This window comes from Nguyenibacter sp. L1, assembly GCF_035199985.1.
GTDB lineage: Bacteria > Pseudomonadota > Alphaproteobacteria > Acetobacterales > Acetobacteraceae > Gluconacetobacter > Gluconacetobacter vanlangensis.
Window position 1 is genome coordinate 3,178,432 of the sequence record NZ_CP127015.1, and the last position, 22,264, is coordinate 3,200,695.

The following is a 22,264-nucleotide window of genomic DNA, read 5'->3' on the forward strand; positions in this document are numbered from 1 at the left end:
TGGAACTGTAAGGATGGGGTCGAATTTCAATGCAGATTGGGCTGGGCGCCCATACCTTTTTCGTCGATCACCGCGCCGCGTTCGAATCGGTCCAGGCGATAGGCGGTGGCGACCGGATGGGGCTGGTCGCGGGCGATTAGATGGGCGAAGCAGAGACCCGACGCCGGGGTCGCCTTGAAGCCGCCATAGCACCACCCGGCATTGAGATAGAGTCCGTCGATAGGCGTCCGGTCGATGATCGGGCTGCCGTCCATCGACATATCCATAAGACCCGCCCATTGCCGCAGCATGCGCACGCGGCCGATACGGGGCATCAGGGCCATTCCGGCTTCGCACACATCCTCGATCGCTGGAAGATTGCCGCGCTGGGCGTAGGAATTATAGCCGTCGATGTCGCCGCCGAACACCAGGCCGCCCTTGTCGGACTGGCTGATGTAGAAATGCCCGGCCCCAAAGGTCACGACGCAGTCTATGAAGGGCTTCAGCCCCTCGGATACGAAGGCCTGCAAGACATGACTTTCGATCGGCAGGCGCAGGCCGGCCATGGCCGCAACCTGTGACGAGCGTCCTGCACAGGCCATGCCGACCTTGTTGGCGACGATATAGCCGCGTGTTGTCTCCACCCCCTGGATGCGACCGTTTTCGATCCGCAGTCCGGTCGCCTCGCAATTCTCGATGATGTCCACGCCCATCCGGTCGGCGGCGCGGGCATAGCCCCAGGCGACGGCGTCATGCCGGACCGTGCCGCCACGGGGCTGCAACAGTCCGCCCATGATCGGAAAACGCGCGTTGTCGAAATCGAGGAACGGCAGCGCCGTGCGCACCGCGTCCTCATTCAGCAGTTCGGCGTCGACACCGTGCAGGCGCATGGCGTTGCCGCGCCGGGCATAGGCGTTGCGTTGGGTGTCGGAATGGAACAGGTTCAGCACGCCGCGTTGGCTGACCATCGCGTTGAAATTGATGTCCTGTTCAAGGCCTTCCCAAAGCTTCATCGATGCTTCGTAGAACGGGAGGTTACCGGGCAGCAGATAGTTCGACCGGATAATGGTCGTGTTGCGTCCGACGTTGCCGTTGCCCAACCAGCCGCGTTCGACGACAGCGACGTTTCGGATCCCGTAGCGGCTGGCCAGGTACCAGGCCGTCGCCAGCCCGTGTCCGCCACCGCCGATGATGACGACGTCGTAGTGTGGTGCGGGCGCCGCCTTGCGCCAGGCCGGCGTCCAGTCGCGGTTACCGGATATGGCATTTCGGATCAGGGAAAATATGGAATAACGGTCGAACGTCATGTTGATCCTCGGCTCTCCGCGACATATACGGCGGAATCCGCTCGACAGTACCATAAGATTGTTTTATAGTTATGGGGATGCAATGAGATGACGCATCGACAGGTGCTTTCCATGGCGCGACCAGCGGGCGAGCGACCGCTTCCCTTCGATCTGCAAGCGCTGTCGGTTTTTGTCGCGGTCTGCGAGCATGGCAGCATGGCGGCGGCGGCGCGCCATCTGGGTGTCAGCCAGCCCGCTGTTTCTCAGGTGATCGGCGAAATCGAGGCGAAGGGCGGTGTACGCCTGTTCGATCGAGGGGTGCGTCCGCTGGCGCTGACCGCGGCGGGCGCAGTTTTGCGGCAGAGTGCACTGGCCCTGACGTCGGAGGCCCGACAGGCGGCCAACCGGCTGCGCGAGGTGCATGCCGGACGGGTTTCGCTGATCCGTGTCGGTATCGTCGACAGTCTGATGCGTGCGGTCCTGCCGCCGCTGTCGCGTTTTCTGGCGGAACGGACGGCCCAGGCCGTCATTCATTCGGGCTTGACGGAAAGCCATGCGTCGGCCCTGTTTGGTCGGCAGATGGACATCGTGGTGGGGGTCAGCGACTTCGCCGACGTCAATGGATTGGAGCGTTTTCCGCTGGCGCGGGAACCCTATCTGTTGTTGCTGCCCGAAGACCGGCCGGTGCCCAGGACACCGGCCGACCTGGCGGCGTTGAGCCAGGTCTGTCCGTTTGTACGGTTTTCGCTGCGCTCGCGGACGGGGCAGGAGATCGAGCGTTATCTGCGCCGGTTGCGGTTGGAGTTGCCGGTAAGCATGGAGTTCGATGCCCCCTATGGCGTGCTGACCGCCTGTCGCCAGGGCGCGATGGCGATCACAACGTCGCTGTGCCTGTTCGAATGCGGGCTGGATCTGACCGGCCTGCGCTGGGCGCCGCTGCCTGGGCCGAGGATGGGGCGAGTGCTGACGATCGTGGCGCGTGAACGGGAATTCGGCGCGCTGCCGCGAGACTTGTCGGCCACGCTGCGCGCGGCGCTGCATGCCGAAGTGGTGCCGGTGCTGCGCGGGATCCTGCCGACGCTGGAACCCGAAGTGAATGTGGTTTCCCACGGCGGGGTGATGGACCTATAATCCGCGTTTCGTCTCTTCTTGCTTACAGGACCATAGCCTTGATCAAGACAGTCCGGCCCGCTTCCCCCGCCCGCAAGACGCGGGTGCGGACCGTGTCCGAGCGGCGGCCGGCGGCCGATGCCGTGTCGACGCGCGACGATGAGGACGCCGCCGACCTGCTGACCGGTTCCACCGCCGCCCCGGTGCGCGAGATGACGCTGGAGGAAGCGCTGGGCAACCAGATCCGGCAGTTGCGGCGCAAGGCGGAATTGCGGGGCGGGGATATCGCGCAGGCGGCCGGGATTTCGCTCAGCATGTTGTCGAAAATCGAAAATGGCCAGATCTCGGCCTCGTTGGCGACGCTGCAGGCGGTGTCGCGCGCACTGAATGTGCCGCTCAGCCAGCTTTTTTCCGCTTCGGAGGAACAGCGCGACTGTTCCTATGTTCCCGCCGGGCAGGGCGTCGTAATCGAACGGCGGGGAACCAAGGCCGGGCACGAATATCGCCTATTGGGTCATCTGCTGGGCGGCGACGTGGTGCTGGAACCCTATCTGATCACCCTGCATGAGGAAGCGCATCCCTATACCAATTTTCGTCACTCCGGGATCGAACTGATCTACATGCTGTCGGGTCATGTCCTTTACCGGCATGGTTCGGCGAATTATCACCTCAAGCCCGGTGATGCGCTGCTGTTCGACAGCAGCGCCCCGCACGGTCCGGAAAAGCTGCTGGAAAAGCCGATGACCTATCTGTCTATCATCGTGCACGCCCGGACGCCGGACTGATCGCCGGCGCGTGGCGGAAGAAAATTTTCCACATAGGAAAAAATTGTTCTTTATAGTTGACCGCTGCACCGCACGACGCCTAAGGTCATCGCAGATACACCCGGTTCGATGGAGACGCGGCGATGTGCGGCATTGTCGGCCTGTTTTTGAAAAAACCCGAACTGCGACCGGAGCTGGGCACACTGACGGCGCGGATGTTGGATGTGATGACCGAGCGCGGGCCGGACAGTGCAGGTTTCGCGATCTATAACGCGGAACGACCGGGTAAGCGGAAGCTGACGCTGCGCATCGAGGCTGATGACGCGGATCTGGTCATGCGGTTGGACGAGGCTCTGGCCGTGAAGGTCGGGGATGTGGTCGACATCGTCCGGCGGGATGACCATGTCGTGATTCGCTATCCGGCCGAAGCAACTGGCGCCGTCGGCAACGTGATGTCCGCTCTGGCGCTCGGCGCGGTGGTCGTGGCGGATGGCGAGGCGATGGAACTCTACAAGGGCGTGGGCCTGCCGCGTGACGTGACGACGCGCTTCGGCCTGGCCGGAATGGCCGGCACTCATGCCATCGGCCATACCCGTATGGCGACTGAATCGGCCGTGACCATCGCCGGCGCCCATCCTTTCTCGACCGGGCCGGACCAGTGTCTGGTCCATAACGGTTCACTGTCGAACCACAATGCTCTGCGCCGCAAGCTTCGGAGCGAGGGTATCCGCTTTTCCACCGAGAACGATTCCGAGGTCGCCGCCGGCTACCTGTCATGGCGCATGAGCCAGGGCGCGCGGCTGGACGAGGCTTTGGACGCGGCGCTGGGCGATCTGGACGGGTTCTATACTTTCGTTGTGGGTACCAGGACGGGTTTTGCGGTCCTGCGTGATCCGATCGCCTGCAAGCCGGCGGTGATGGTCGAAACCGACGATTACGTGGCTTTCGGGTCCGAATATCGCGCGCTGGTCGATCTGCCCGGCGTCGAACACGGACGGGTCTTCGAACCGGCCCCGCAAACGGTCTATTACTGGGAACATGCCGCATGATTTCCGCATCTACCCGTGAGGATACCACGGTAATCGATCTTGCAGTGCAGCCGCTGCGCGAGGTCAACGCATTGCTGCAGGCCGGCCGCCGGGGCAGTCAGCATCCGTACCGGCTGAAAAATCCGCGTGGTCAGCATGCGATTGCGGTTGGGCTGGATGCGCCCGTGCATGTCACCATCGAAGGCAATGTCGGCTATTACGCTGCGGGCATGAACAAGGCCGCGACGGTGATCGTCGAAGGCAATGCCGGACCCGGCGTCGCCGAAAACATGATGAGCGGACGGGTGCATGTCAAAGGTAACGCCTCGATGGCGGCCGGAGCGACGGCACGTGGCGGATTCCTGCTGATCGACGGCGATGCCGGCGCACGCTGCGGGATTTCGATGAAGGGCGTCGATATCGTGGTGCGAGGCAATGTCGGGCATATGAGTGCTTTCATGGCGCAATCCGGCGCGCTGGTCGTTTGCGGCGACGCAGGTGAGGCATTCGGCGACAGCCTGTACGAGGCCAGGTTGTTCGTGCGCGGCACGGTCACGAATCTGGGCGCGGATTGCGAGCGTAAGGACATGACCCATGAGGACCGCGTGCGCTTGGAAGGGTTGCTGACAGCGGCGGGGATTGCGGACATGTCGGCCGAAGACTTCACGCTCTATGGTTCGGCCCGGCGTTTGTATCACTTCCATGTCGATCACGCGAATGTCTACTGAGGGGACCATGACGACACACGATTCTGGAGCCGCTCAGAGCACTGAACAGGAAATACCGCGTACTGTTCCACGTTTTTCGGCAACCTTCGATCCTTATGCGATTTCGGAAATCCAGCGTGCCGCGGCGACAGGTATCTATGATATCCGTGGCGCCGGGACCAAGCGCAAACTGCCGCACTTCGACGATCTTCTGTTCCTTGGCGCGTCGATTTCACGTTATCCGCTGGAAGGCTATCGCGAACGCTGCGACACGTCGGTGACGCTGGGCACGCGCTTTGCCAAGAAGCCGATCACGCTGAAGACGCCGGTGACGATTGCCGGCATGTCTTTCGGTGCATTATCAGCCCAGGCAAAGGAGGCGCTCGGGCGTGGCGCCAGCGCGGTCGGCACGTCGACCACCACCGGCGATGGCGGTATGACGCCGGAGGAGCGCGGACATTCTCGGACGCTGGTCTATCAGTATCTTCCTTCGCGCTACGGCATGAATCCTGACGATTTGCGCCGTGCCGACGCGATAGAAATCGTGGTGGGGCAGGGCGCGAAGCCGGGCGGCGGCGGCATGCTGCTGGGGCAGAAGATTTCGCCACGCGTGGCGAAGATGCGGGATCTGCCTGAAGGGATCGATCAGCGTTCGGCCTGCCGGCATCCGGACTGGACGGGGCCGGACGATCTGGAAATCAAGATCTTCGAACTGCGCGAGATCACCAACTGGGAAAAGCCGATCTATGTCAAAGTCGGGGCCAGCCGGCCTTATTACGACGTTTCATTGGCGGTGAAGGCCGGGGCCGATGTCGTCGTTCTGGACGGCATGCAGGGCGGGACCGCCGCGACGCAGGACGTGTTCATCGAGCACGTGGGGCTGCCGATCCTGTCGGCGATCCGTCCGGCGGTGCAGGCATTGCAGGATCTGGGAATGCATCGGCAGGTCCAACTGATCGTGTCGGGAGGTATTCGTTCCGGAGCCGACATGGCGAAGGCGCTTGCGCTGGGTGCCGATGCAGTGTCGATCGGTACGGCGGCGCTGATCGCACTGGGCGACAACGCTCCTGAACTAGCCGAAGAATATGCCAAGCTGGGAACCGTGCCGGGTGCCTATGATGATTGGCAGGAGGGGCGCGATCCTGCCGGGATCACGACCCAGGACCCGATGCTGGCGGCGCGGCTGGACCCGGTCCTGGGCGGACGGCGTGTGGCCAATTACCTGTCGGTGATGACGATGGAGGCGCAGGCGATCGCCCGAGCCTGCGGCAAGAGTCATTTGCACAACCTGGAACCCGAGGACATGGTGGCGCTGACGATGGAGGCGGCGGCGATGACGCGTGTGCCGCTGGCCGGTACCGACTGGTTCCCCGGCAAGACGCCGCAATCAGCGGGATAGGGCGGTCATGAAGTCCAATGCGCTGTCCAGGCCGTCATCCGGCGCGTCCTTGTTCGACGAGGGAAAGATCCGCGATGTCCGGTATTTCCTCATCTCCTTTACAGACCTGGCCGGGGTGTCGCGATCCAAGCTGGTACCGATTTCCGCCATCGACACTATTCAGCGCAACGGCGCTGGATTTGCGGGATTCGCCACCAACCTGAACCTGTCGCCCGCCGATCCCGACCTGGTGGCTATGCCCGATCCGGCCAGCCTGACGGTGCTGCCGTGGAAGCCGGATGTCGCCTGGTTGGCCAGTGACCTGTGGATGGCTGGCCAGCCGATTGAGCAGGGGCCACGCAATACGTTGAAGCGGGTACTCGGCCGCGCCGCGGCCGATGGGTTGACGGTGATGACCGGGGTGGAATGCGAATTTTTCCTGATTTCACCAGATGGATCCCAGGTCTCGGACCCGCATGACGATGCCCGGCGGCCATGTTACGATTCCCAGGCGTTGATGCGACGCTATGATGTCATCACCGAGATCTGCGATGCGATCGAGGGCATGGGCTGGCAACCTTACCAGAACGACCATGAGGATGCGAACGGTCAGTATGAAATCAACTGGCTATATGACGAGGCGCTGGTGACAGCCGACCGTCACACGTTCTTCAAGTTCCTGGTCCGCTCGGTGGCGGAAAAACACGGCCTGCGTGCGACCTTCATGCCCAAGCCGTTTCCCCATCTGACTGGAACCGGATGCCACGCGCATATCTCGCTCTGGAAGGGTGCGGAAAATATATGCCGTGGCCGAGATGATGATGCGTACGGACTTGGGCTGTCCAGGGAGGGCTATCATTTCGTCGGTGGCCTGATCGAACATGCGCCGGCCCTGTGCCTGTTATTCAATCCGACGGTGAATTCCTACAAGCGCATCAATGCTCCGCGCACGGTCTCGGGCGCGACCTGGGCGCCCAACGCCGTCACCTATGCCGGTGACAACCGTACTCACATGATTCGTGTGCCGGGGGGAGGGCGATTCGAGATGCGCCTGCCCGACGGGGCGGCAAATCCCTATCTGTTGCAGGCGGGGCTGGCTGCCGCGGGGTTGGAGGGCGTTCGCAGCCAGCGAGACCCCGGCGCGCCGCTGGCGATCAATATGTACACCGACGGGCATAGTGTTCGCGCGTTGAAAAAATTGCCCTTGAACCTGGTGGACGCAATCAGGGAATTCCGGAATTCTACCGTTCTTCACAGAGAATTGGGAAAGGATTTGGCGGACTCGTACCTGTGGCAGAAAGAGGCGGAATGGGCGGATTATTGCGCGCATCTGTCCGACTGGGAACGCGCGACGACGTTGGATTGCTGATTGGATTGCTGAACGGAACAGGCGCGCGGGGTGATGTGCCGGCCCAAGAAACGGGAGAGGATAGATGGCTGAAAGCTGGCGTATCAGCGCCGTGTCCGAGCGGCACAGGGCTCTGGGATCGGTGCTCGAAGACTGGAACGGCATGGGAACGCCGTGGACATATCGCGGCGACGTGCAGGACGATTATGTCGCGATCCGCACGCGCGCCGGGCTGATGGATGTGTCGGGGCTGAAAAAATTGCATCTGGTGGGGCCACACGCGTCGGCGATCCTGGATTACGCCACCACGCGTAATGTGGCGAAGATTACGCCGGGCCGTTCTGCCTATGCTACGGTGCTGAACGATGCGGGTCGCTTCATCGACGATTGCGTGCTCTACCGCACCGGGCCCAATGCATGGATGGTCGTGCATGGGGCGGGAACGCTGCATGAAATGCTGGCCCAGGCGGTGGTCGGGCGCAACGCCGCGCTTCTGTTCGACGATGACCTGCATGATCTGTCGCTGCAGGGACCACTGGCAGTGGTCTACCTGGAACGCCACGTGCCGGGCATTCGCCAATTGAATTACTTCCATCATATGCAGACGACGCTGTTCGGCGCAGCAGTGACGATTTCGCGCACAGGCTATACCGGCGAACGGGGCTATGAGATCTTTTGCAAGGCGACCGACGCCGCCATGATCTGGGACCGCATCGTCGAGGAAGGGCGCGAGATGGGCATCGTGCCGACCAGTTTCACGGCGTTGGATTACCTGAGGGTCGAGAGCTACCTTCTGTTTTATCCCTATGATAATTCGGAAATCTATCCGTTGGGCGATGATATGCCGGGGGATACGCTATGGGAGCTGGGGCTGGATTTCACCGTCAGTCCGCGCAAGACGCAGTTTCGCGGGGCGCCGGCGCACTTCCATGCCAAGGGCCGCGAACGGTTCAGAATCTGGGGTTTGCTGCTGGAGGGACAGCAGGCGCCCGATGCCGGGGCCGCGGTGGTGGCGGGTGGTCGGACGGTCGGCGTGGTGACCTGCGCGATGTATTCGTCGCTGGCCGGCCGGACGATGGCGATCGCGCGCGTGTCGCCGGAATTCGCGATCGACGGGCATGCCGTCGCCGTTCAATCGCGCGCGGTCGAGATCGGCGGTGTTACCCATTCCCTGCCGTTCGACGATCCGCAGAAGTACAAGCGCACGGTGAAGGGTTGATCGCTGCCACGTGCAATCCAACAGGAGAGTGATGTGCCTTCCGCCAGTCTCTTTCCCTTTCGGTCGCTGATGTGGGATTCCCGTGGGCGGCGTCATCTGATGGTACGTGACCGGTCAGACTTGCCGCTGCCGGACGGGCCGAGGCCGGCGGCGGTGGAGATCTGGAGCGTCGTACATGATTCGCGCGCGGTGCCGAGTCACGAGGCGGCAGAGGTCCATTTCCGTTCGGCCGCGCAATTGCTGGAGAGTTTGGTCTGTGAACTGCATGCCGCGCATATCGGCCTGCGTCTGTATGGTGCGGGCGGCGAAGCGTTTCTGAGCGCTGTCGCACGACAGGGCGCCGCGGCCGGATTGTGCGACGAGGAGATGGCCTTGGCGTCGCCGGCCGGCGCGGGGCGGCCGGTGATCTGCGTGCATTGCGACACCGTTGCGCCGTCGGTGGCAGGCGACAATCTGGTTTGTGCCGGATGCGGGGCGGAGCTGGAGGTGCGTCCTCATTTTTCCCGTCGTCTTGCGGCTTATCTGGGGGTCTGGCGGGGGCCGTTTGCCGAGGCACGGGCAGACGGCATATGAGCGGCAATATTGCGGCCAGGGTCGCGGCGATCGATGTCCTTGCCCCGACGCTGCGCCGTTTTGTTCTGGCGGCCTCTGATCGCCCATTTCCGCCGGTTTCGGCGGGTAGCCATGCGGTGCTGGCCTTTGGGGACGAGACACGGCGGTGGAAAAATCCATATTCGATCGTCAATGCGGCCGAGGATGGCAGCAGTCTGACCGTGATCATCCGGCGGGAGGAATCGGCCCGAGGCGGATCGGCGTTCCTGCATGACCGCGCCATGGTCGGCATGAGGGTGGACGTGGCGTCGATCGGTAATCTTTTTCCGATCGTCCGCACTGCGCGCCGACATCTGATGGTTTCGGGTGGAATCGGGATCACGCCATTTCTTGCCTATATAGAGGCATTCGAGCGGATCGGGGCAGACTATATGTTGTTGCATGTCTGCCGTCCCGATGAGCGCGCGGCGTTCGCGAACTTGCTGCCGGATGGGTTGAAGGGTGACGTGCGGATTCATGCCGGACGAAGGGCGCTGGATCTGCCGGCGCTGCTGGCCGCGCAGCCGGTCGGGACCCGGCTTTATGCATGCGGACCGGACGGTTTCATGGATCATGTGGCCACATGTGCCCGCCAGGTCGGCTTTCCAGACATGAAGATCCATCTTGAACGCTTTTCCGCAGCCGCAGGCGGTGCGGCCTTTACCGTCACGCTGGCGCGCGACGGTCGGCGCATCGCGGTCGGGGCGGACCAGACGCTGCTGGAGGCGCTGGAGGCGGCCGGCGTGGATGTACCCAGCCTGTGCCGCGGCGGTGCGTGCGGCATGTGCCGCGTAAGGGTTTTGGATGGCCGGCCAGACCATCGTGACCACGTCCTGACCAAGGCGGAGCGCATGGCTGGGACCGAAATCCTGACCTGCGTTTCCCGCACGATGGGGGCGACGTTGACGCTTGATCTGTGACACAGGCGAACTCCACAAATCACGCCAGCACGCCGCGCCGAGGCGTGCCTCCTTGGCGGCCGAAGCCGACGCTCAAGGATTGGCGAATTTGAGATCACCGATCTTCGATACGATGGTCTTGAGAAGGGGTGATGTATTGGCTTCGTTGTAGCCCAGCGACAGGTCGATCGTCGGCGGCACGCCGGCGAGTGGCCTGCTGACGACAGTCGGGGGCAGCAGGTTGCGCGCATAGAGCGGCATCAGGGCGATGCCGCGGGTCGAGGTGACCAGCGACATCGCCATCGCGAGGTTGTCGACATCGTGGTCGGGCGTGAGATCGATGCCCAGTTTCGCGCCGTAGGCGTCGGTCACCGCCCTGAGCGCCGGGGATTTGTCGTGGGGAACGCCGACGCGTTCTTCCCCGATGATGTCCTCGCTGGTGACGGCACTGCGTGCCGTGAGCGGATGATCCACCGGCATCAGCACGATCAGCGGCTCATCGATCAATCGCGTGAAGACGATTCCCGGCGCGTTGCGTTCGTGCCGGAGAAAGGCGAGGTCGATCTTGCCGCGCATCAATCCCTCGGCCAGGTCAGGCGATGAGAGGCTGAGAAGTACGACCTCGGTATTCGGCAGTTCGTCACGCATGATGCGCATGACCGCCGGCAGCCAGTCGAATTCATAGCCGGTCAGGAAGCCGAGGACGAAAGAGGGCTTGGCGGGCACTGCGGCGCGGCGCGTGGCCTCGACCGTCGCTTCGACCTGGACGAGTACGGCGCGCGCGTGGTCGAGAAACACGCGACCCGCGGCGGTCAGTTCAATGCCCTTTGCACCGCGGATCAGAAGCGCGCACCCAAGCTCGGCCTCGAGATCGCGCATCTGCCGGCTGAGGGATGGCTGCGCGGTATGCAGCCGCTTCTCCGCCGCGACGGTCAGGCTGCCTTCCTCGGCGACGGCGATGAAATACCGGAGATGACGAAGATCCATATCCATACCTTACAAGCATGGATGCCAAGAAACAAAGTCTTTTTCCCCGAAGCTTTCGAAGCCTATTCCTCTCTCACCGGTCGGATTGTCCAGCCGAGTTTACGCAAGCCCGAAATCCACGATGGCCGAGCCAGACAATCAAGGCATGGCATGGCCAACTGGGACATTATTTCGAATGGAGAATAACATGACTACGCCCGTCGTTCTGATCACCGGCGCACTCACCGGCATCGCCCGCGCCACAGCTTTCGCCTTCGCCGGGAAAGGGGCGAAGATCGTCGCCTCCGGCCGCCACGACGATGCGGGGGCCGCTCTCGTCGCGGAACTGCGCGCCGTCGGCGCGGAAGCCGAATTCGTCCGCGCCGATGTGCGCCATGAGGACGACGTTCGTGCCCTCGTCGATGAGGCCGTCAGGCGCTTCGGCCGGCTCGATATCGCCGTCAATTCCGCCGGCACCGAAGGCACGCCCGGCCCGGCTGTCGACCAGACCCCCGAGAGCTATGCCGCGACTTTCGACACCAACGTCCTCGGCACGATCCTCAGCATGAAGCATGAACTGCGCGTCATGCAGGCTCAGGGCAGCGGCAGCATCGTCAACATCTCCTCGACCTTCGGGCACGAGGGTGGCGCTGGCGCGTCGATCTATGCCGCGAGCAAGCATGCGGTCGAGGGCCTGACCAAGTCGGTCGCGCTAGAGGTCGGCAGCCTTGGTATCCGGGTCAACGCCGTGGCGCCGGGACCGATCCAGACCGGCATGCTCGACCGCTTCACCGGCGGCGAGGAGGTCAAATCCTATCTGGCGACCCTCAACGCCCAGAAGCGGATCGGCCAGCCCGACGAGATCGCGCGCGCGATCCTCTACATCGCTTCGGACGACGCCAGCTTCGTCACCGGCCACATCCTGACCGTCGACGGCGGCAAGTCGGCCGGCTGAACCCAAGGGGGGCCGGGCTCGAAACCCGGCCCCCGCTGGCATGCCCGACATCCCCGTTCTCACCCAAAAAAAATGGTGCTGTCATGTCAAACGATCATCTGAAACTCTATGAGTCGAGCGGCTCGCCCAATTCGCGCCGCGTTCGCATCTTTATCGCGGAGAAGGGAATTTGCGTCTCGCGCGTCCCCGTCGATCTCGGCGCGAAGGAGCAGTTCTCCGAAGCCTACGTCAAAATCAATCCGCGCCAGGTCGTCCCGACGCTCGTTCTCGAAGACGGGACGGCGATCGGCGAAGTGCCGGCGATCCTGCGTTATCTTGAAGAGGCCTATCCCGGCACGCCGTTGCTCGGCACATCGCCCGCGGACAAGGCGCTGGTGACGATGTGGGAACGCCGGATGGAGCTTGAGGGCTTTGCGGCGGTGATGGAGACCATTCGCAACAAGGTTCCGGGGCTCAAGGGGCGCGCGATCGCCGGCACGCACGGCTACGAGCAGATCCCGGGGATCGTGGAGCGCGGCTATCAGCGGATCGCGGATTTCCATGCCGATCTGGAAACCAGGCTCGGCGAGGCGCCGTTCGTCGCGGGCGACCGGTTCAGCGCGGCCGACATCACTGCCGTCGTCGCGATCGATTTCGCGGCCAAGGCGTTGGCCCTCCCGATCCCGGACGGGAATAGCGCGACGCGCCGGTGGTACGACAAGATCGCCGGGCGCCCCAGCTTCGCGGCCTGAACGATTGCCGCCGTCCCCGACCAGGGCGGCGGCTTAACGGTCATTCATGGTTTTCGGCGGCATATCGGAACGGAATATCCGAACGGGGCGAAGACCTGTTCGTTACACCGCGCCGATGGGCTCGTCAGCTTCGTCGTTGATGTCGATTGACCCCAGCCGGGCATTACGGCGGAGAACCTGTGGCGGCTGCCCAAAAGCGCGAAGAAATGCTCTCCTCATGTGGTCGCGGTCGCTAAAGCCGGTTTGCCGGGCCACCATGTCGATCGGATGGCGGCTTTGCTCCATGAGATTGCGCGCGCCCTCGACCCGAAGATTCTCGATCGCCTTGGCCGGAGACTGGCCCGTTTCGGCGTGGAAGGCGCGGCTGAACTGACGCGGGCTGAGGTTGGCCGCTTCGGCAAGGTCGGGGACGGTCAAGGGCTTATGAAGGTTATCGCGTGCGTAGGCGAGGGCCGCCTGGATGCGGTCCGATTTCGGCGAGAGCTCGAGCAAGGTGGAGAACTGCGACTGCCCGCCGCCGCGACGATGGTAGATGACCAGTTTTCGCGCCACGGCCTTGGCAATCTCGGGTCCGAGATCGTTCTCGATGAGCGCCAGGCCGAGGTCGACACCGGCCGTCATGCCCGCCGACGTCCAGATCGGCCCGTCGTTGATGAAGATGCGATCCTCTTCCATCTTCGCCTTCGGATAAGTCCGCTGTAGAGCGCGCGCATGAATCCAGTGGGTGGTGGCGCGCCGTCCATCCAGGAGTCCCGCCTCGGCCAGGACGAAGGCGCCGGTGCAGACCGCTGCAACCCGCCGATGACGCTTGGGCGCGTCCCGCATGAATTCGATGACGCCAGGGGTTGAGGGTGCAATCACGGCGGCACCGCCGACGACAAGCGTGTCGAACGGCTTTTCCGTGAACTGCTCTGTTTCCAGCTTCAGGCCAGTCGAGGTTTTGATCGGGCCGCCCTCTTCGGACACGTAGTGGAACGCGTAGGGCTCGGGATCGACCATAGAATTGGCCACTTCGAAGCCCGCCACCATGGCCAGCGCCATCAGCGAATAGCCGGGGTAAACGAGGAAAGCGATGTCACGCATGGCGTCCCGCCCTATGTCCTAAATGTCCGCTTATATGACATTTGAGACTTTTGGCTGCAAGCTTAGTGTCTGTCCACGGGCTCAATCACGAGCCGTCGAGACGGAGAAACACGATGAGCAGTCCATCCACCAAAGGCGTCGCCGTGGTCACCGGCGCGTCGACCGGCATCGGCGCGATGTACGCCGATCGCCTCGCCAAGCGCGGCTATGACCTGATCCTGGTCGCCCGCAATGAGCAGCGGCTTCAGGCGGCCGCCGGGCGCCTGCAGGCCGAGACCGGAGTGAAGGTCACCCCGCTGGTCGCCGACCTGAACAATCACGCCGATCTGGCGAAGGTCGAGGCGTTGCTCCGCGACGATCCCAAGATCACCATGCTGGTCAACAATGCCGGCGTCGGCTCGGTCGCCTCGATCCTGCAGGCCGACATCGACAAGATGGAGGCGATGATCGACCTGAACATCACCGCCCTGACTCGTCTGACCTACGCCGGCGCCCCGGCCTTCGTGGCCCGCGGCGCCGGCACCATCATCAACATCTCGTCGGTGGTGGGCGTTGCGGTGGAGGCCCTGAACGGGGTCTACAGCGCCTCGAAATCGTACGTGCTCAGCTTCGGTCATTCGCTGCAGAAGGACCTGGCCGAGAAGGGCGTCCGCATCCAGACGGTGCTGCCCGGCGCGACCGCCACGGCGTTCTGGGACGTCGCCGGCTACGCGCCCCAGAAGACCGCCGAAATCACCATGCAGGCCTCCGACCTGGTCGACGCCGCCCTGGCCGGCCTGGACGCGGGCGAGTTGGTGACCATCCCGGGCCTTCACGAAGGTGAGGCCTGGACCCGTTGGGAACAGGATCGTCGTGACCTGGCCCCGAAGTTCCTCAACCCGAAGCCCGCCCCGCGCTATCACGTCGCCTGACGTGCGCAACGCACCCCGCTAAGGCCCCCCGCCCCTTGGGGCGGCGGCCGTCACCCCAAGGCAAATCGCATGTTTCTGCTGAGCGGCTGATGCGCATCCTGCTGCGGCGCGTTTTGCGTGGCCGGCAGATAAACCGCCAATTTCAGTCCAAAATCCTCGTGGGCCTGGAATGTCGTATATTCGTAACAGATCGGGCCGTTGATTGGATGATGTAGCCGTTTGGTTCCCGATGAGGACGCTTGGACGGCGTGGTCCTTCCACCAGTGCGCGAGTTCCTTGCACCCTGCCTGCACGCGCTCCAGCAACCGTACGAAGGCGCGATCATACGCCCAGAGGTCATAAGTCGGCCGAGACAACCCGGGAGCCGAGATGGTCGTTATTCCAGGCGCTTCACACATGGTGCCGATGGAGATGGCGGAACGGTTCAACGAAGAACTGATTCGCTTCCTCCGAACCATCGAGACCTGAACGTCCGAGAACCAAATCCGGCCGATGTCCGGACCATGCCTTCCATGCGTCTCGGAGCCAGCCAGCGGTGGGCGTCCTCTGTCAGGGGAGCGGGCGGTTGTCCCGGCAGCCCATGGAAGGGGCCGATGGCCGATGCCGTGCGCAGGCGGTGACGGTCGTAGGGAGTGCCTGTGTATCCACCGGAGTCCACCAGGCGATAACATTGGACCCGGATCACGCCTCGGGGGCAGCCCACCTCTGGACACTAACATCTGCCAGCGCCTCGAATATAGCCGGCGTGCGTTCCAGGCGGGCGATCGTTCGCGCGCCTTCGAGGGCCGCAACCAATGCGGCTGCGCTAGAGGATGCGCGCGCGGGAGCGAAGCCGCATCCCCTGAAATGCTCCGCAATTATCTCGGTCGAATCGACAAATCCGCGCGCTACCCGTTTGGTCAACTCGGCATCGAGCGCCGGCAGCTCGTTCGCCAGATTTTGCATGAGGCACCCATACTGGAAATCGGAGGCGACCATTTCGGCCGCGAACGTACTGAAAATCCGATTAACAAAATTCAGAGCATCGCCTGTCGTCTTCGCCGAGATGTCCCGCAATACAGCAATTCTACATGCAATGTAATGGTCGATCGCTTCCTCTGCGAGCTGAGTCTTTCCGCGAGGAAAGTGAAAGTAGAACGATCCTTTAGGCGCACCGCTTTCTTCAAGGATCTGGGTCAATCCAGTCGCAGTGTAGCCTTGGATGCGAAACAGCCGTTCCGCCGCGGCGATCGCGCGAGCGCGTGCGTCAGTCTTACGTGCCATGCCGTGAACATACCATGCTTCGCTTGACTCCGCTATGGTGATCGCCATAGTATGGCGATCACCATATAAAAAGTTCGGCGCCGTCTTGGCGATGGGGGCGGCCGCCCTGGTTGCGGCGTCACTGCGACTGGGCCACGCAAACCCATGGGAGGAACTGATTTTGACGACATCGACATATGGCGGGGGAACGCTTCCCATGGGGGTCCGCTCGCGCATGATCCACGGGGTGAATGGCCTCGATGTCCATATTCTCGAGGCCGGTTACGAAAGCTCGGGCAGGCCGCTCGCACTGCTTCTGCATGGCTTTCCGGATCTGGCTTACGGCTGGCGGCATCTGATTCCGATCCTGGCCGATGCCGGCTACCATGTCGTGGCACCCGACCAGCGGGGTTTTGGCCGCACCACCGGTTGGGTGAACGGCTATGATGCCCCTCTTGGGCCATTCAGCTTCTTGAATATGACGCGTGACGCCCTCGGACTGGTTTCGGCGTTGGGGTTTCGACGGACGGCGATGCTTGTCGGGCACGATTTCGGCTCGCCCGTGGCGGCCTATTGTGCGCTGGCTCGACCTGACGTCTTTCCCTCGGTGGTGCTGATGAGCGCACCGTTCCCCGGTCCGCCGGCGTTTCCGTTCAACACTGCGGAAAGCGTGGCAGCGTCGGTCCAACCGAGCAATCAGTTTCAAAATTTGGCGACGGCGCTGGCGGCGCTGGACCCGCCGAGAGCGTATTATCAGCAATATCTCAGCGGGCGGCGGGCGAATGATGACATGTGGCACCCGCCTCAGGGTTTACGCAGATTTCTTCGTGCATTTTTCTACGTCAAGAGCGCCGACTGGCCAGGAAACAAGCCCTATCCGTTGAAGGGAGGAACCGCCGCAGACCTTGCACAGATGCCTACTTATTACGTGATGCATCTCGGCAAGACGATGCCTGAGACGGTGGCTCCATTCGAACCGTCCGCCGCCGAGGTCCAGGCCTGCAAATGGCTCACCGAGCCGGAACTTGGGGTGTACACGGAGGAGTATGGCCGCACCGGGTTTCAGGGCGCCCTGCAGGCTTATCGCGTCTTTTCCGACCCTGACCTGAACGCTGAGTTGCGGCTGTTTTCGGGCAAGACGATCGATGTCCCGTCGCTCTTCATCGGCGGGAAGAGCGATTGGGGCACCTATGCGGCGCCGGGCGCGCTCGATCTTATGAGGACGAGGGCGGCGGCGAGGATGGGTGGCATCACGCTGGTTGACGGTGCCGGCCACTGGATCCAACAGGAACAACCGGCTCGGCTCGGCGCGCTCCTGCTCGCCTTCATCAACGAGGTTGGTGGGACGGATCAATGATCAGTTCGCTGAAGCGTTCTTCGGGCTCCGCCCATTAAACGGACGCGGCACCATCGCCTGGGCCGGGGCGACCGGGACAAAGAAGGCGATCGACGCGGCGCAGTCAGCTTTCAAGGGCAGGTCGATGACGCTCGCCGGTGAGCGTGCGGCGGCGTTGCCGGGCACCTCGCGGAGCATGTCTCTGATCGGCGTGCCGAAGCTCGGCCTCGTTCGATTTGGGGGGCGACGACGTGCGGGCTTCTGGTCAGCTCGCCCCGGCCCAGGCCACCGCGTCAGCCCCTGCGGGGATCCGCACGGGACTTGAGGGATCGGTCACCGCGCGCCATACGGCTTTGGCGACATCCCGCGGATGCGTGATCGGTCCTGGTTCGCTGAATCCAGCCATGAAGCCCTTGACGAGATCGGCATAGGCCTCGTGGTCGAGGCCCTGCATGCGGGAGCTGCCATTCCCGGCGAAGCGGGTTTCGGGAGCGCGTCCAGGAAGTACGAGATGTGCGCGCACGCCGAACGGCTGGAGTTCCAGCGCCATCGACTCGGTGAATGCGTTCACCGCCGCCTTGCTCGCCGTGTAGGCTGCGATCAGCGGGATGGCCCTCAAGGTTACGCTCGACGTGACGTTCACGACCACGCCGGCCTTGCGCCCTCTGAACTGCGGCAGCACCGCCTGCGTCACCGCCATCGTGCCGAAGCTGTTGGTTTCGAAGACCTCGCGTATCGTCGACATGGGCGTGACCTCGAACGGCGCCGCCGCACCGAAACCGGCATTGTTGACGAGAGCGTCAAGCGGCCCCGCAGCCTCGACGGCTTGCCGGATGCTGTCCGGATCCGTCACATCGAGTGCGAGCACGCGCACGTTCTTTGAAGCGGGCAGCACGTCTTCGCGTGGTGTGCGCATCGTCGCGACAACCGTCCAGTCGCGATCGAGGAAATATTCGGCCGTTTCAAGCCCGAAGCCGGAAGAGCACCCGGTGATCAGAATGGTTTTCATGAAGGACTCTCGGGAGTGGTTGTCTACGCCAAGAGGATAGACCGCCTTCTCTGGATCATCTATTATTGAAAATCTATATTTAGTTAGTGAGAGTCCTGAATATGATTGATCCGCTGGCGGAGGTCGTCACACTGCTCCAGCCGAGCGCCCGATACGCGAAGCTGGTCGTTGGAGCCGGGCCGTGGCACATCCGCCGCTCGGACGCCGGGCAGCCCTTCTATTGCGTCGTTCTCGAGGGAGCCTGCTGCCTCGCGATTGACAGGCGCGAGACCATTGAACTCCGCTCAGGCGACTTCATCCTGGTCCCCGAGGCTTATGGCGTCGCAATGTCCAGTATCATACCAGCTCCGGCCGACTCCTCCGAAGCGGTGCCAGTTGCGCTTGGCGGGGGCGAATTCAGGATCGGCGATCAGGATGGACCACCCGATCTAAAAATGCTGGCCGGCCACTGCAGCTTCGGCTCTCCCGATGCGGACCTGCTGGTGTCGCTGCTTCCGCAGGTCGTGCATGTCCGCGGCGAGCCCCGGCTTGCCACCCTCGTCCAGCTCGTCAGAGACGAGTTCCGCGACCGCCGACCGGCGCGCGAGGTCATCCTCACCCACCTGCTCGAGGTCCTTCTTATAGAGGCGCTTCGCTCGACGGCCGCGACACCGTTCTCGCCCGGTCTCGTGCGGGGGCTAGCCGATGAACGCCTTGCCGTGACGCTACGCCGAATGCATGAAAGCCCGACCAAGACGTGGACCGTCGCACAATTGGCGAAGGAGGCTGCGCTTTCCCGTTCGGCCTTCTTCGAACGTTTCAGTCGTGCCGTCGGCCTGGCACCGATGGCCTACTTGCTGAACTGGCGCATGGCTCTGGCCAAAAACATGCTCCGGCGGAGCGAGGTTGGTATTGCCGAGATCGCGCAACGTGTCGGCTACGGCTCCGCGAGTGCTTTCAGCGTCGCCTTCACCCGCCATGTCGGACTGCCGCCGGCGCGCTATGCGCGGCAGCAATCCGTTCCTGCGCCCTGACCGATGCGGGCGGCGCATCCGGCGACCGAGCGAAGCGGGGAATGGCTTGACTATAAGAGCATATGCTCCTATATGGTCCGTATTGGAGCATATGCTCTTATGTTCGCGCGGAGCAGAACCATGAGCGAAGCTGACTTTCTCGTAAGCGGCGCGACGGGCCGGACCGGCGGCGTCGCCATAGACGAACTGTTGAAGATGGGTAAGCGCGTCCGTGCCTATGTGCGCGCCGATGATGAGCGGGCGGCTGCCCTAAGGGCGCGCGGCGTCGATATCGCGGTCGGGGATTTCACCGACATCGACCGGATCCGGGCTGCGATGGAAGGCGTCAAATCGGTCTATTTTCTTTATCCGATTGCGCCCGGAATCATCGGAGCCGCCGCCTGTTTCGCGCAAGCCGCGAAGGAAGCGGGCGTCGCCTCGATCGTCAACATGTCGCAAATTTCGGCGCGCCGGGAGTCGGTGAGCCATGCCGCGCAGGATCATTGGGTGTCCGAACGGGTGTTCGACTGGTCTGGCGTGGCGACAACCCACATTCGCCCGACCTTCTTTGCCGACTGGCTGGTGTACCCGCATTTCGCCAAGGAAATCTGGGCGAAGAAAAAGATCGAATTCCCCTTCGAGAATGGCCGCCATGCCCCGATCAGCACCGACGACCAGGGACGAGTGATCGCCCACCTCCTGGCCAGACCGGCGGGCCATGAAGGCAAGATCTATACCCTCCATGGTCCGGTCGAGATGAACCATGCCGAAATCGCCGCCGCCATGAGCGAGGTGCTCGACGCCAAGATCGAGTACGCGCCGACTTCGATCGAGGTGTTCAAGGACAAGATGGAAAATCTCTACGGATTTCCGCCGTTCCTCGTGCAGCACCTTGTCGAGGTCGCGCAAAACTATCGCGACGGGATCTTCTCGGGCGTCAACGATGCCGTCGAGACGATTACCGGGACGCCGTCGCTCTCGGTCCAGCAGTTCATCGCGCGGAATCGCGCCGTGTTCGCCTGAGCGCGATCCCGGACAGGTCGAGGGTTTCAAAATGTCACACGCCCAAGATGAGCGTCATCCGTTTCTGGATGATCTGACGCCCGACGCCGAACTCGTCAGCTCGGTGTTGCGCGGCCCGGTGATCGGGCGCGAAGATATCCGGCTCGCGGTCAACGCCGTCGGAACCTTCTACGCCTCGCAGACACCGACGTTCGTTCAGACCGCCGGTTCGCGGCTTTTCATCGAATATGACGCCGTCCTGACGAGCGGCGAAAGCCTGAGCGCGAGCGTCGTCGTCGACCACAACGCCGATGGCTCTGTGCCGCGCGTGAGCGTGCGGATGAGTCCGTTGGGCGCTGTGCTGTCTCTGGCCTCTCATCTGCGGGATGCGCTCTCGAAGCAGTTGCCGGAAGGCATGTTCCTTTGAATTGACACCCGCCGGCCCGGCGCGAATTGGTTCCCGCCGGCTGCGATTCTCGAAATGGAGTTTGTCATGGACGTCACCAACGCCACCGTCTTCATCACTGGCGCAAATCGTGGTCTGGGTCTGGCCTTTGCGCGCGAGGCGCGTCGTCGCGGGGCGGCAAGGGTTTATGCGGGCATGCGCAAGACGAGCGGTTTCGACGAGCCTGGCCTCATTCCGGTCAGGATCGATGTCACCGACAAGGCGTCGATCGCCGTGGCTGCGGAACTGGCGGCGGATACCACGCTGCTGGTCAACAACGCCGGCATCGCCGCCCTGATCGACGGGCCGCTGGCCGCCGATGTCGAAGCGCAGTCCGCCCGCATGTTCGAGACCAACTATTATGGCGTGGTGCGCGTCACGCAGGCCTTTGAGCCGATATTGTCGAACAAACCGCAGGCCGCCATCATCAACGTGCTTTCCGACATTGTCTGGCTTCCGCGGCCCATTCTGGCGCCCTATGCGGCGTCGAAGGCGGCAGCCTGGAACTACACGAACCAGCTTCGCTTTTACCTGCATGAGCGCCGCATCCAGGTTCTCGGGCTGCATGTCGGGTTCGTGGACACCGATCTGACCAACGGGATCGACGTGCCAAAGGCCAGTCCGGATGACGTCGTGCGCCAGACCTATGATGCTCTCGCCGCCGGCAAGAACGAGATCATGGCCGACAAGGGGACTGAGTTGCTGAAGAGCACCCTTGCGGCGGAGGCGCCCGGCTACATCACCCCGCCGGCCGGGCTTTCGTAGAAAATTGAAAGGACAAAGCGATGCTGCCGGTCAGCCAGCCTCTCGGAATCGATCAATGCAATTGCTTCGCCATCAGGAAGGCGAACCGGCAGGTCTCCCGCTTCTACGATGCCCACCTTGAGCCGGCGGGCCTGCGCATCACGCAATTCCTCACCTTGGCGGCCCTGAACGAGGTAGGGAGCGCGGCGGTTAATGCTCTTGCCGAACGGTTGGACATCGAACGGACGGCGATGGGCAAAATGGTCGGGTTTCTGGAACGGGACGGCTTGGTCTGTATCAGGCCCTCTGCCACGGACGGCCGAAGCCGCCTGGTCGAACTCACCGAGGCGGGCCGCCGCCTTCACGACGAAGCGGCGCCCCTTTGGCAGGAAGCTCAACGACAATTCGTGCAACTGAACGGCACGAAACAGGTTGCCACGCTGCAAGGGGCCTTGAAGAGCATTGTGACGGGCGATGATGGCCCGTGAAACGAGGCGCTTGCCTTTAGACGGTCGCGCCCCGCATAACATTCATCACCC

General features: G+C 63.0%; 26 protein-coding genes. 19 read left to right on the top strand and 7 right to left on the bottom strand.

The window, feature by feature from the left end; all coding sequences use genetic code 11:
• Positions 1–26: 26 nt before the first annotated feature.
• Entirely contained in the window at positions 27–1,286 is a 1,260-nt protein-coding gene (locus tag QN315_RS14195; protein WP_323989938.1) for a sarcosine oxidase subunit beta family protein, read from the bottom strand.
• Between the two features lie 111 nt (positions 1,287–1,397).
• Between QN315_RS14195 and QN315_RS14200 the strand changes: the two genes are divergently transcribed.
• The 9 genes from QN315_RS14200 to QN315_RS14240 all read left to right on the top strand — a co-directional run bounded on the left by QN315_RS14200 (position 1,398) and on the right by QN315_RS14240 (position 10,330).
• Positions 1,398–2,396, top strand: a complete 999-nt coding sequence (locus QN315_RS14200) for a LysR family transcriptional regulator (protein ID WP_323993525.1) — start codon at positions 1,398–1,400, stop codon at positions 2,394–2,396.
• Positions 2,397–2,434: 38 nt separating this feature from the next.
• Complete coding sequence (locus QN315_RS14205) at positions 2,435–3,160, top strand: helix-turn-helix domain-containing protein (RefSeq protein WP_323989939.1); 726 nt, start codon at positions 2,435–2,437, stop codon at positions 3,158–3,160.
• A 122-nt stretch (positions 3,161–3,282) separates the two neighbouring features.
• On the top strand, positions 3,283–4,188 hold the full coding sequence (locus QN315_RS14210; RefSeq protein ID WP_408904530.1) for a glutamine amidotransferase: 906 nt from the start codon (positions 3,283–3,285) through the stop codon (positions 4,186–4,188).
• A 44-nt stretch (positions 4,189–4,232) separates the two neighbouring features.
• On the top strand, positions 4,233–4,895 hold the full coding sequence (locus QN315_RS14215; protein ID WP_323989942.1) for a protein glxC: 663 nt from the start codon (positions 4,233–4,235) through the stop codon (positions 4,893–4,895).
• Positions 4,896–4,902: 7 nt separating this feature from the next.
• Positions 4,903–6,273, top strand: coding sequence for an FMN-binding glutamate synthase family protein (locus QN315_RS14220; protein WP_323989943.1), 1,371 nt, complete (start codon positions 4,903–4,905; stop codon positions 6,271–6,273).
• A 7-nt stretch (positions 6,274–6,280) separates the two neighbouring features.
• A complete protein-coding gene (gene glnT / locus QN315_RS14225; protein ID WP_323989944.1) occupies positions 6,281–7,621 on the top strand; it encodes a type III glutamate--ammonia ligase in 1,341 nt (446 codons plus the stop codon).
• 64 nt (positions 7,622–7,685) lie between these two features.
• Positions 7,686–8,819 carry an aminomethyltransferase family protein gene (locus QN315_RS14230; RefSeq protein WP_323989946.1) on the top strand — a complete coding sequence of 378 codons (1,134 nt, stop codon included), beginning with the start codon at positions 7,686–7,688 and terminating at the stop codon, positions 8,817–8,819.
• Positions 8,820–8,852: 33 nt separating this feature from the next.
• The gene (locus tag QN315_RS14235; protein ID WP_323989948.1) at positions 8,853–9,392 is read left to right on the top strand and encodes a dimethylamine monooxygenase subunit DmmA family protein; all 540 of its coding nucleotides are present in this window, start codon (positions 8,853–8,855) and stop codon (positions 9,390–9,392) included.
• Complete coding sequence (locus tag QN315_RS14240; protein ID WP_323989949.1) at positions 9,287–10,330, top strand: PDR/VanB family oxidoreductase; 1,044 nt, start codon at positions 9,287–9,289, stop codon at positions 10,328–10,330. Before QN315_RS14235 ends, QN315_RS14240 begins: the two co-directional genes overlap by 106 nt.
• Positions 10,331–10,402: 72 nt before the next feature.
• Here QN315_RS14240 and QN315_RS14245 read toward each other — a convergent pair whose 3' ends face one another.
• Positions 10,403–11,302, bottom strand: coding sequence for a LysR family transcriptional regulator (locus tag QN315_RS14245; protein WP_323989950.1), 900 nt, complete (start codon positions 11,300–11,302; stop codon positions 10,403–10,405).
• Between QN315_RS14245 and QN315_RS14250 the strand changes: the two genes are divergently transcribed.
• From QN315_RS14250 to QN315_RS14260, 3 genes are all read left to right on the top strand, one after another.
• Positions 11,216–11,482: a hypothetical protein gene (locus tag QN315_RS14250; protein ID WP_323993827.1), complete on the top strand. Its 267-nt coding sequence runs from the start codon at positions 11,216–11,218 to the stop codon at positions 11,480–11,482. The genes QN315_RS14245 and QN315_RS14250 overlap by 87 nt on opposite strands.
• A gap of 1 nt (position 11,483) precedes the next feature.
• The gene (locus QN315_RS14255; protein WP_323989951.1) at positions 11,484–12,230 is read left to right on the top strand and encodes an SDR family oxidoreductase; all 747 of its coding nucleotides are present in this window, start codon (positions 11,484–11,486) and stop codon (positions 12,228–12,230) included.
• 83 nt (positions 12,231–12,313) lie between these two features.
• Positions 12,314–12,961: a glutathione S-transferase gene (locus tag QN315_RS14260; RefSeq protein ID WP_323989953.1), complete on the top strand. Its 648-nt coding sequence runs from the start codon at positions 12,314–12,316 to the stop codon at positions 12,959–12,961.
• A 102-nt stretch (positions 12,962–13,063) separates the two neighbouring features.
• Here the strand turns inward: QN315_RS14260 and QN315_RS14265 are convergent, their stop codons facing one another.
• Positions 13,064–14,044, bottom strand: coding sequence for a GlxA family transcriptional regulator (locus QN315_RS14265; RefSeq protein ID WP_323989955.1), 981 nt, complete (start codon positions 14,042–14,044; stop codon positions 13,064–13,066).
• A 113-nt stretch (positions 14,045–14,157) separates the two neighbouring features.
• Between QN315_RS14265 and QN315_RS14270 the strand changes: the two genes are divergently transcribed.
• A complete protein-coding gene (locus QN315_RS14270) occupies positions 14,158–14,955 on the top strand; it encodes an SDR family oxidoreductase (RefSeq protein WP_323989956.1) in 798 nt (265 codons plus the stop codon).
• A gap of 50 nt (positions 14,956–15,005) precedes the next feature.
• On the opposite strand, the gene QN315_RS14275 is transcribed toward QN315_RS14270, so the two are convergent.
• Together QN315_RS14275 and QN315_RS14280 are read right to left on the bottom strand one after the other, a co-directional pair.
• The gene (locus QN315_RS14275) at positions 15,006–15,383 is read right to left on the bottom strand and encodes a hypothetical protein (RefSeq protein ID WP_323989958.1); all 378 of its coding nucleotides are present in this window, start codon (positions 15,381–15,383) and stop codon (positions 15,006–15,008) included.
• A 253-nt stretch (positions 15,384–15,636) separates the two neighbouring features.
• Entirely contained in the window at positions 15,637–16,218 is a 582-nt protein-coding gene (locus tag QN315_RS14280) for a TetR/AcrR family transcriptional regulator (RefSeq protein WP_323989959.1), read from the bottom strand.
• A gap of 196 nt (positions 16,219–16,414) precedes the next feature.
• Here QN315_RS14280 and QN315_RS14285 point away from each other — a divergent pair, with 196 nt between their 5' ends.
• Entirely contained in the window at positions 16,415–17,554 is a 1,140-nt protein-coding gene (locus QN315_RS14285) for an alpha/beta hydrolase (protein ID WP_323989960.1), read from the top strand.
• On the opposite strand, the gene QN315_RS14290 is transcribed toward QN315_RS14285, so the two are convergent.
• Both QN315_RS14290 and QN315_RS14295 read right to left on the bottom strand, forming a co-directional pair.
• Positions 17,555–17,731: a hypothetical protein gene (locus QN315_RS14290; RefSeq protein ID WP_323989962.1), complete on the bottom strand. Its 177-nt coding sequence runs from the start codon at positions 17,729–17,731 to the stop codon at positions 17,555–17,557. It lies immediately after the preceding gene.
• A 67-nt stretch (positions 17,732–17,798) separates the two neighbouring features.
• Positions 17,799–18,542, bottom strand: a complete 744-nt coding sequence (locus QN315_RS14295) for an SDR family oxidoreductase (RefSeq protein WP_323989964.1) — start codon at positions 18,540–18,542, stop codon at positions 17,799–17,801.
• 101 nt (positions 18,543–18,643) lie between these two features.
• Here QN315_RS14295 and QN315_RS14300 point away from each other — a divergent pair, with 101 nt between their 5' ends.
• From QN315_RS14300 to QN315_RS14320, 5 genes are all read left to right on the top strand, one after another.
• Positions 18,644–19,555, top strand: coding sequence for an AraC family transcriptional regulator (locus QN315_RS14300; RefSeq protein WP_323989966.1), 912 nt, complete (start codon positions 18,644–18,646; stop codon positions 19,553–19,555).
• Positions 19,556–19,675: 120 nt separating this feature from the next.
• Positions 19,676–20,557 (top strand): NmrA family NAD(P)-binding protein, encoded by an 882-nt coding sequence (locus QN315_RS14305; protein WP_323989968.1) that lies wholly within the window; start codon positions 19,676–19,678, stop codon positions 20,555–20,557.
• Positions 20,558–20,588: 31 nt separating this feature from the next.
• The gene (locus QN315_RS14310; protein WP_323989970.1) at positions 20,589–20,963 is read left to right on the top strand and encodes a hypothetical protein; all 375 of its coding nucleotides are present in this window, start codon (positions 20,589–20,591) and stop codon (positions 20,961–20,963) included.
• Positions 20,964–21,029: 66 nt separating this feature from the next.
• The gene (locus tag QN315_RS14315; RefSeq protein ID WP_323989972.1) at positions 21,030–21,746 is read left to right on the top strand and encodes an SDR family oxidoreductase; all 717 of its coding nucleotides are present in this window, start codon (positions 21,030–21,032) and stop codon (positions 21,744–21,746) included.
• A 20-nt stretch (positions 21,747–21,766) separates the two neighbouring features.
• Positions 21,767–22,213, top strand: coding sequence for a MarR family winged helix-turn-helix transcriptional regulator (locus QN315_RS14320; RefSeq protein WP_176638461.1), 447 nt, complete (start codon positions 21,767–21,769; stop codon positions 22,211–22,213).
• Positions 22,214–22,264 lie beyond the last annotated feature (51 nt).

Coding starts and splice junctions, on each gene's coding strand:
- QN315_RS14195 (WP_323989938.1), bottom strand. CDS start 1,286: ATGACGTTCGACCGTTATTCCATATTTTCCCTGATCCGAAATGCCATA.
- QN315_RS14200 (WP_323993525.1), top strand. CDS start 1,398: ATGGCGCGACCAGCGGGCGAGCGACCGCTTCCCTTCGATCTGCAAGCG.
- QN315_RS14210 (WP_408904530.1), top strand. CDS start 3,283: ATGTGCGGCATTGTCGGCCTGTTTTTGAAAAAACCCGAACTGCGACCG.
- QN315_RS14220 (WP_323989943.1), top strand. CDS start 4,903: ATGACGACACACGATTCTGGAGCCGCTCAGAGCACTGAACAGGAAATA.
- glnT (WP_323989944.1), top strand. CDS start 6,281: ATGAAGTCCAATGCGCTGTCCAGGCCGTCATCCGGCGCGTCCTTGTTC.
- QN315_RS14230 (WP_323989946.1), top strand. CDS start 7,686: ATGGCTGAAAGCTGGCGTATCAGCGCCGTGTCCGAGCGGCACAGGGCT.
- QN315_RS14240 (WP_323989949.1), top strand. CDS start 9,287: ATGCGGGGCGGAGCTGGAGGTGCGTCCTCATTTTTCCCGTCGTCTTGC.
- QN315_RS14250 (WP_323993827.1), top strand. CDS start 11,216: ATGCAGCCGCTTCTCCGCCGCGACGGTCAGGCTGCCTTCCTCGGCGAC.
- QN315_RS14245 (WP_323989950.1), bottom strand. CDS start 11,302: ATGGATATGGATCTTCGTCATCTCCGGTATTTCATCGCCGTCGCCGAG.
- QN315_RS14255 (WP_323989951.1), top strand. CDS start 11,484: ATGACTACGCCCGTCGTTCTGATCACCGGCGCACTCACCGGCATCGCC.
- QN315_RS14260 (WP_323989953.1), top strand. CDS start 12,314: ATGTCAAACGATCATCTGAAACTCTATGAGTCGAGCGGCTCGCCCAAT.
- QN315_RS14265 (WP_323989955.1), bottom strand. CDS start 14,044: ATGCGTGACATCGCTTTCCTCGTTTACCCCGGCTATTCGCTGATGGCG.
- QN315_RS14270 (WP_323989956.1), top strand. CDS start 14,158: ATGAGCAGTCCATCCACCAAAGGCGTCGCCGTGGTCACCGGCGCGTCG.
- QN315_RS14280 (WP_323989959.1), bottom strand. CDS start 16,218: ATGGCACGTAAGACTGACGCACGCGCTCGCGCGATCGCCGCGGCGGAA.
- QN315_RS14285 (WP_323989960.1), top strand. CDS start 16,415: ATGGGGGTCCGCTCGCGCATGATCCACGGGGTGAATGGCCTCGATGTC.
- QN315_RS14290 (WP_323989962.1), bottom strand. CDS start 17,731: ATGCTCCGCGAGGTGCCCGGCAACGCCGCCGCACGCTCACCGGCGAGC.
- QN315_RS14295 (WP_323989964.1), bottom strand. CDS start 18,542: ATGAAAACCATTCTGATCACCGGGTGCTCTTCCGGCTTCGGGCTTGAA.
- QN315_RS14300 (WP_323989966.1), top strand. CDS start 18,644: ATGATTGATCCGCTGGCGGAGGTCGTCACACTGCTCCAGCCGAGCGCC.
- QN315_RS14305 (WP_323989968.1), top strand. CDS start 19,676: ATGAGCGAAGCTGACTTTCTCGTAAGCGGCGCGACGGGCCGGACCGGC.
- QN315_RS14310 (WP_323989970.1), top strand. CDS start 20,589: ATGTCACACGCCCAAGATGAGCGTCATCCGTTTCTGGATGATCTGACG.
- QN315_RS14315 (WP_323989972.1), top strand. CDS start 21,030: ATGGACGTCACCAACGCCACCGTCTTCATCACTGGCGCAAATCGTGGT.
- QN315_RS14320 (WP_176638461.1), top strand. CDS start 21,767: ATGCTGCCGGTCAGCCAGCCTCTCGGAATCGATCAATGCAATTGCTTC.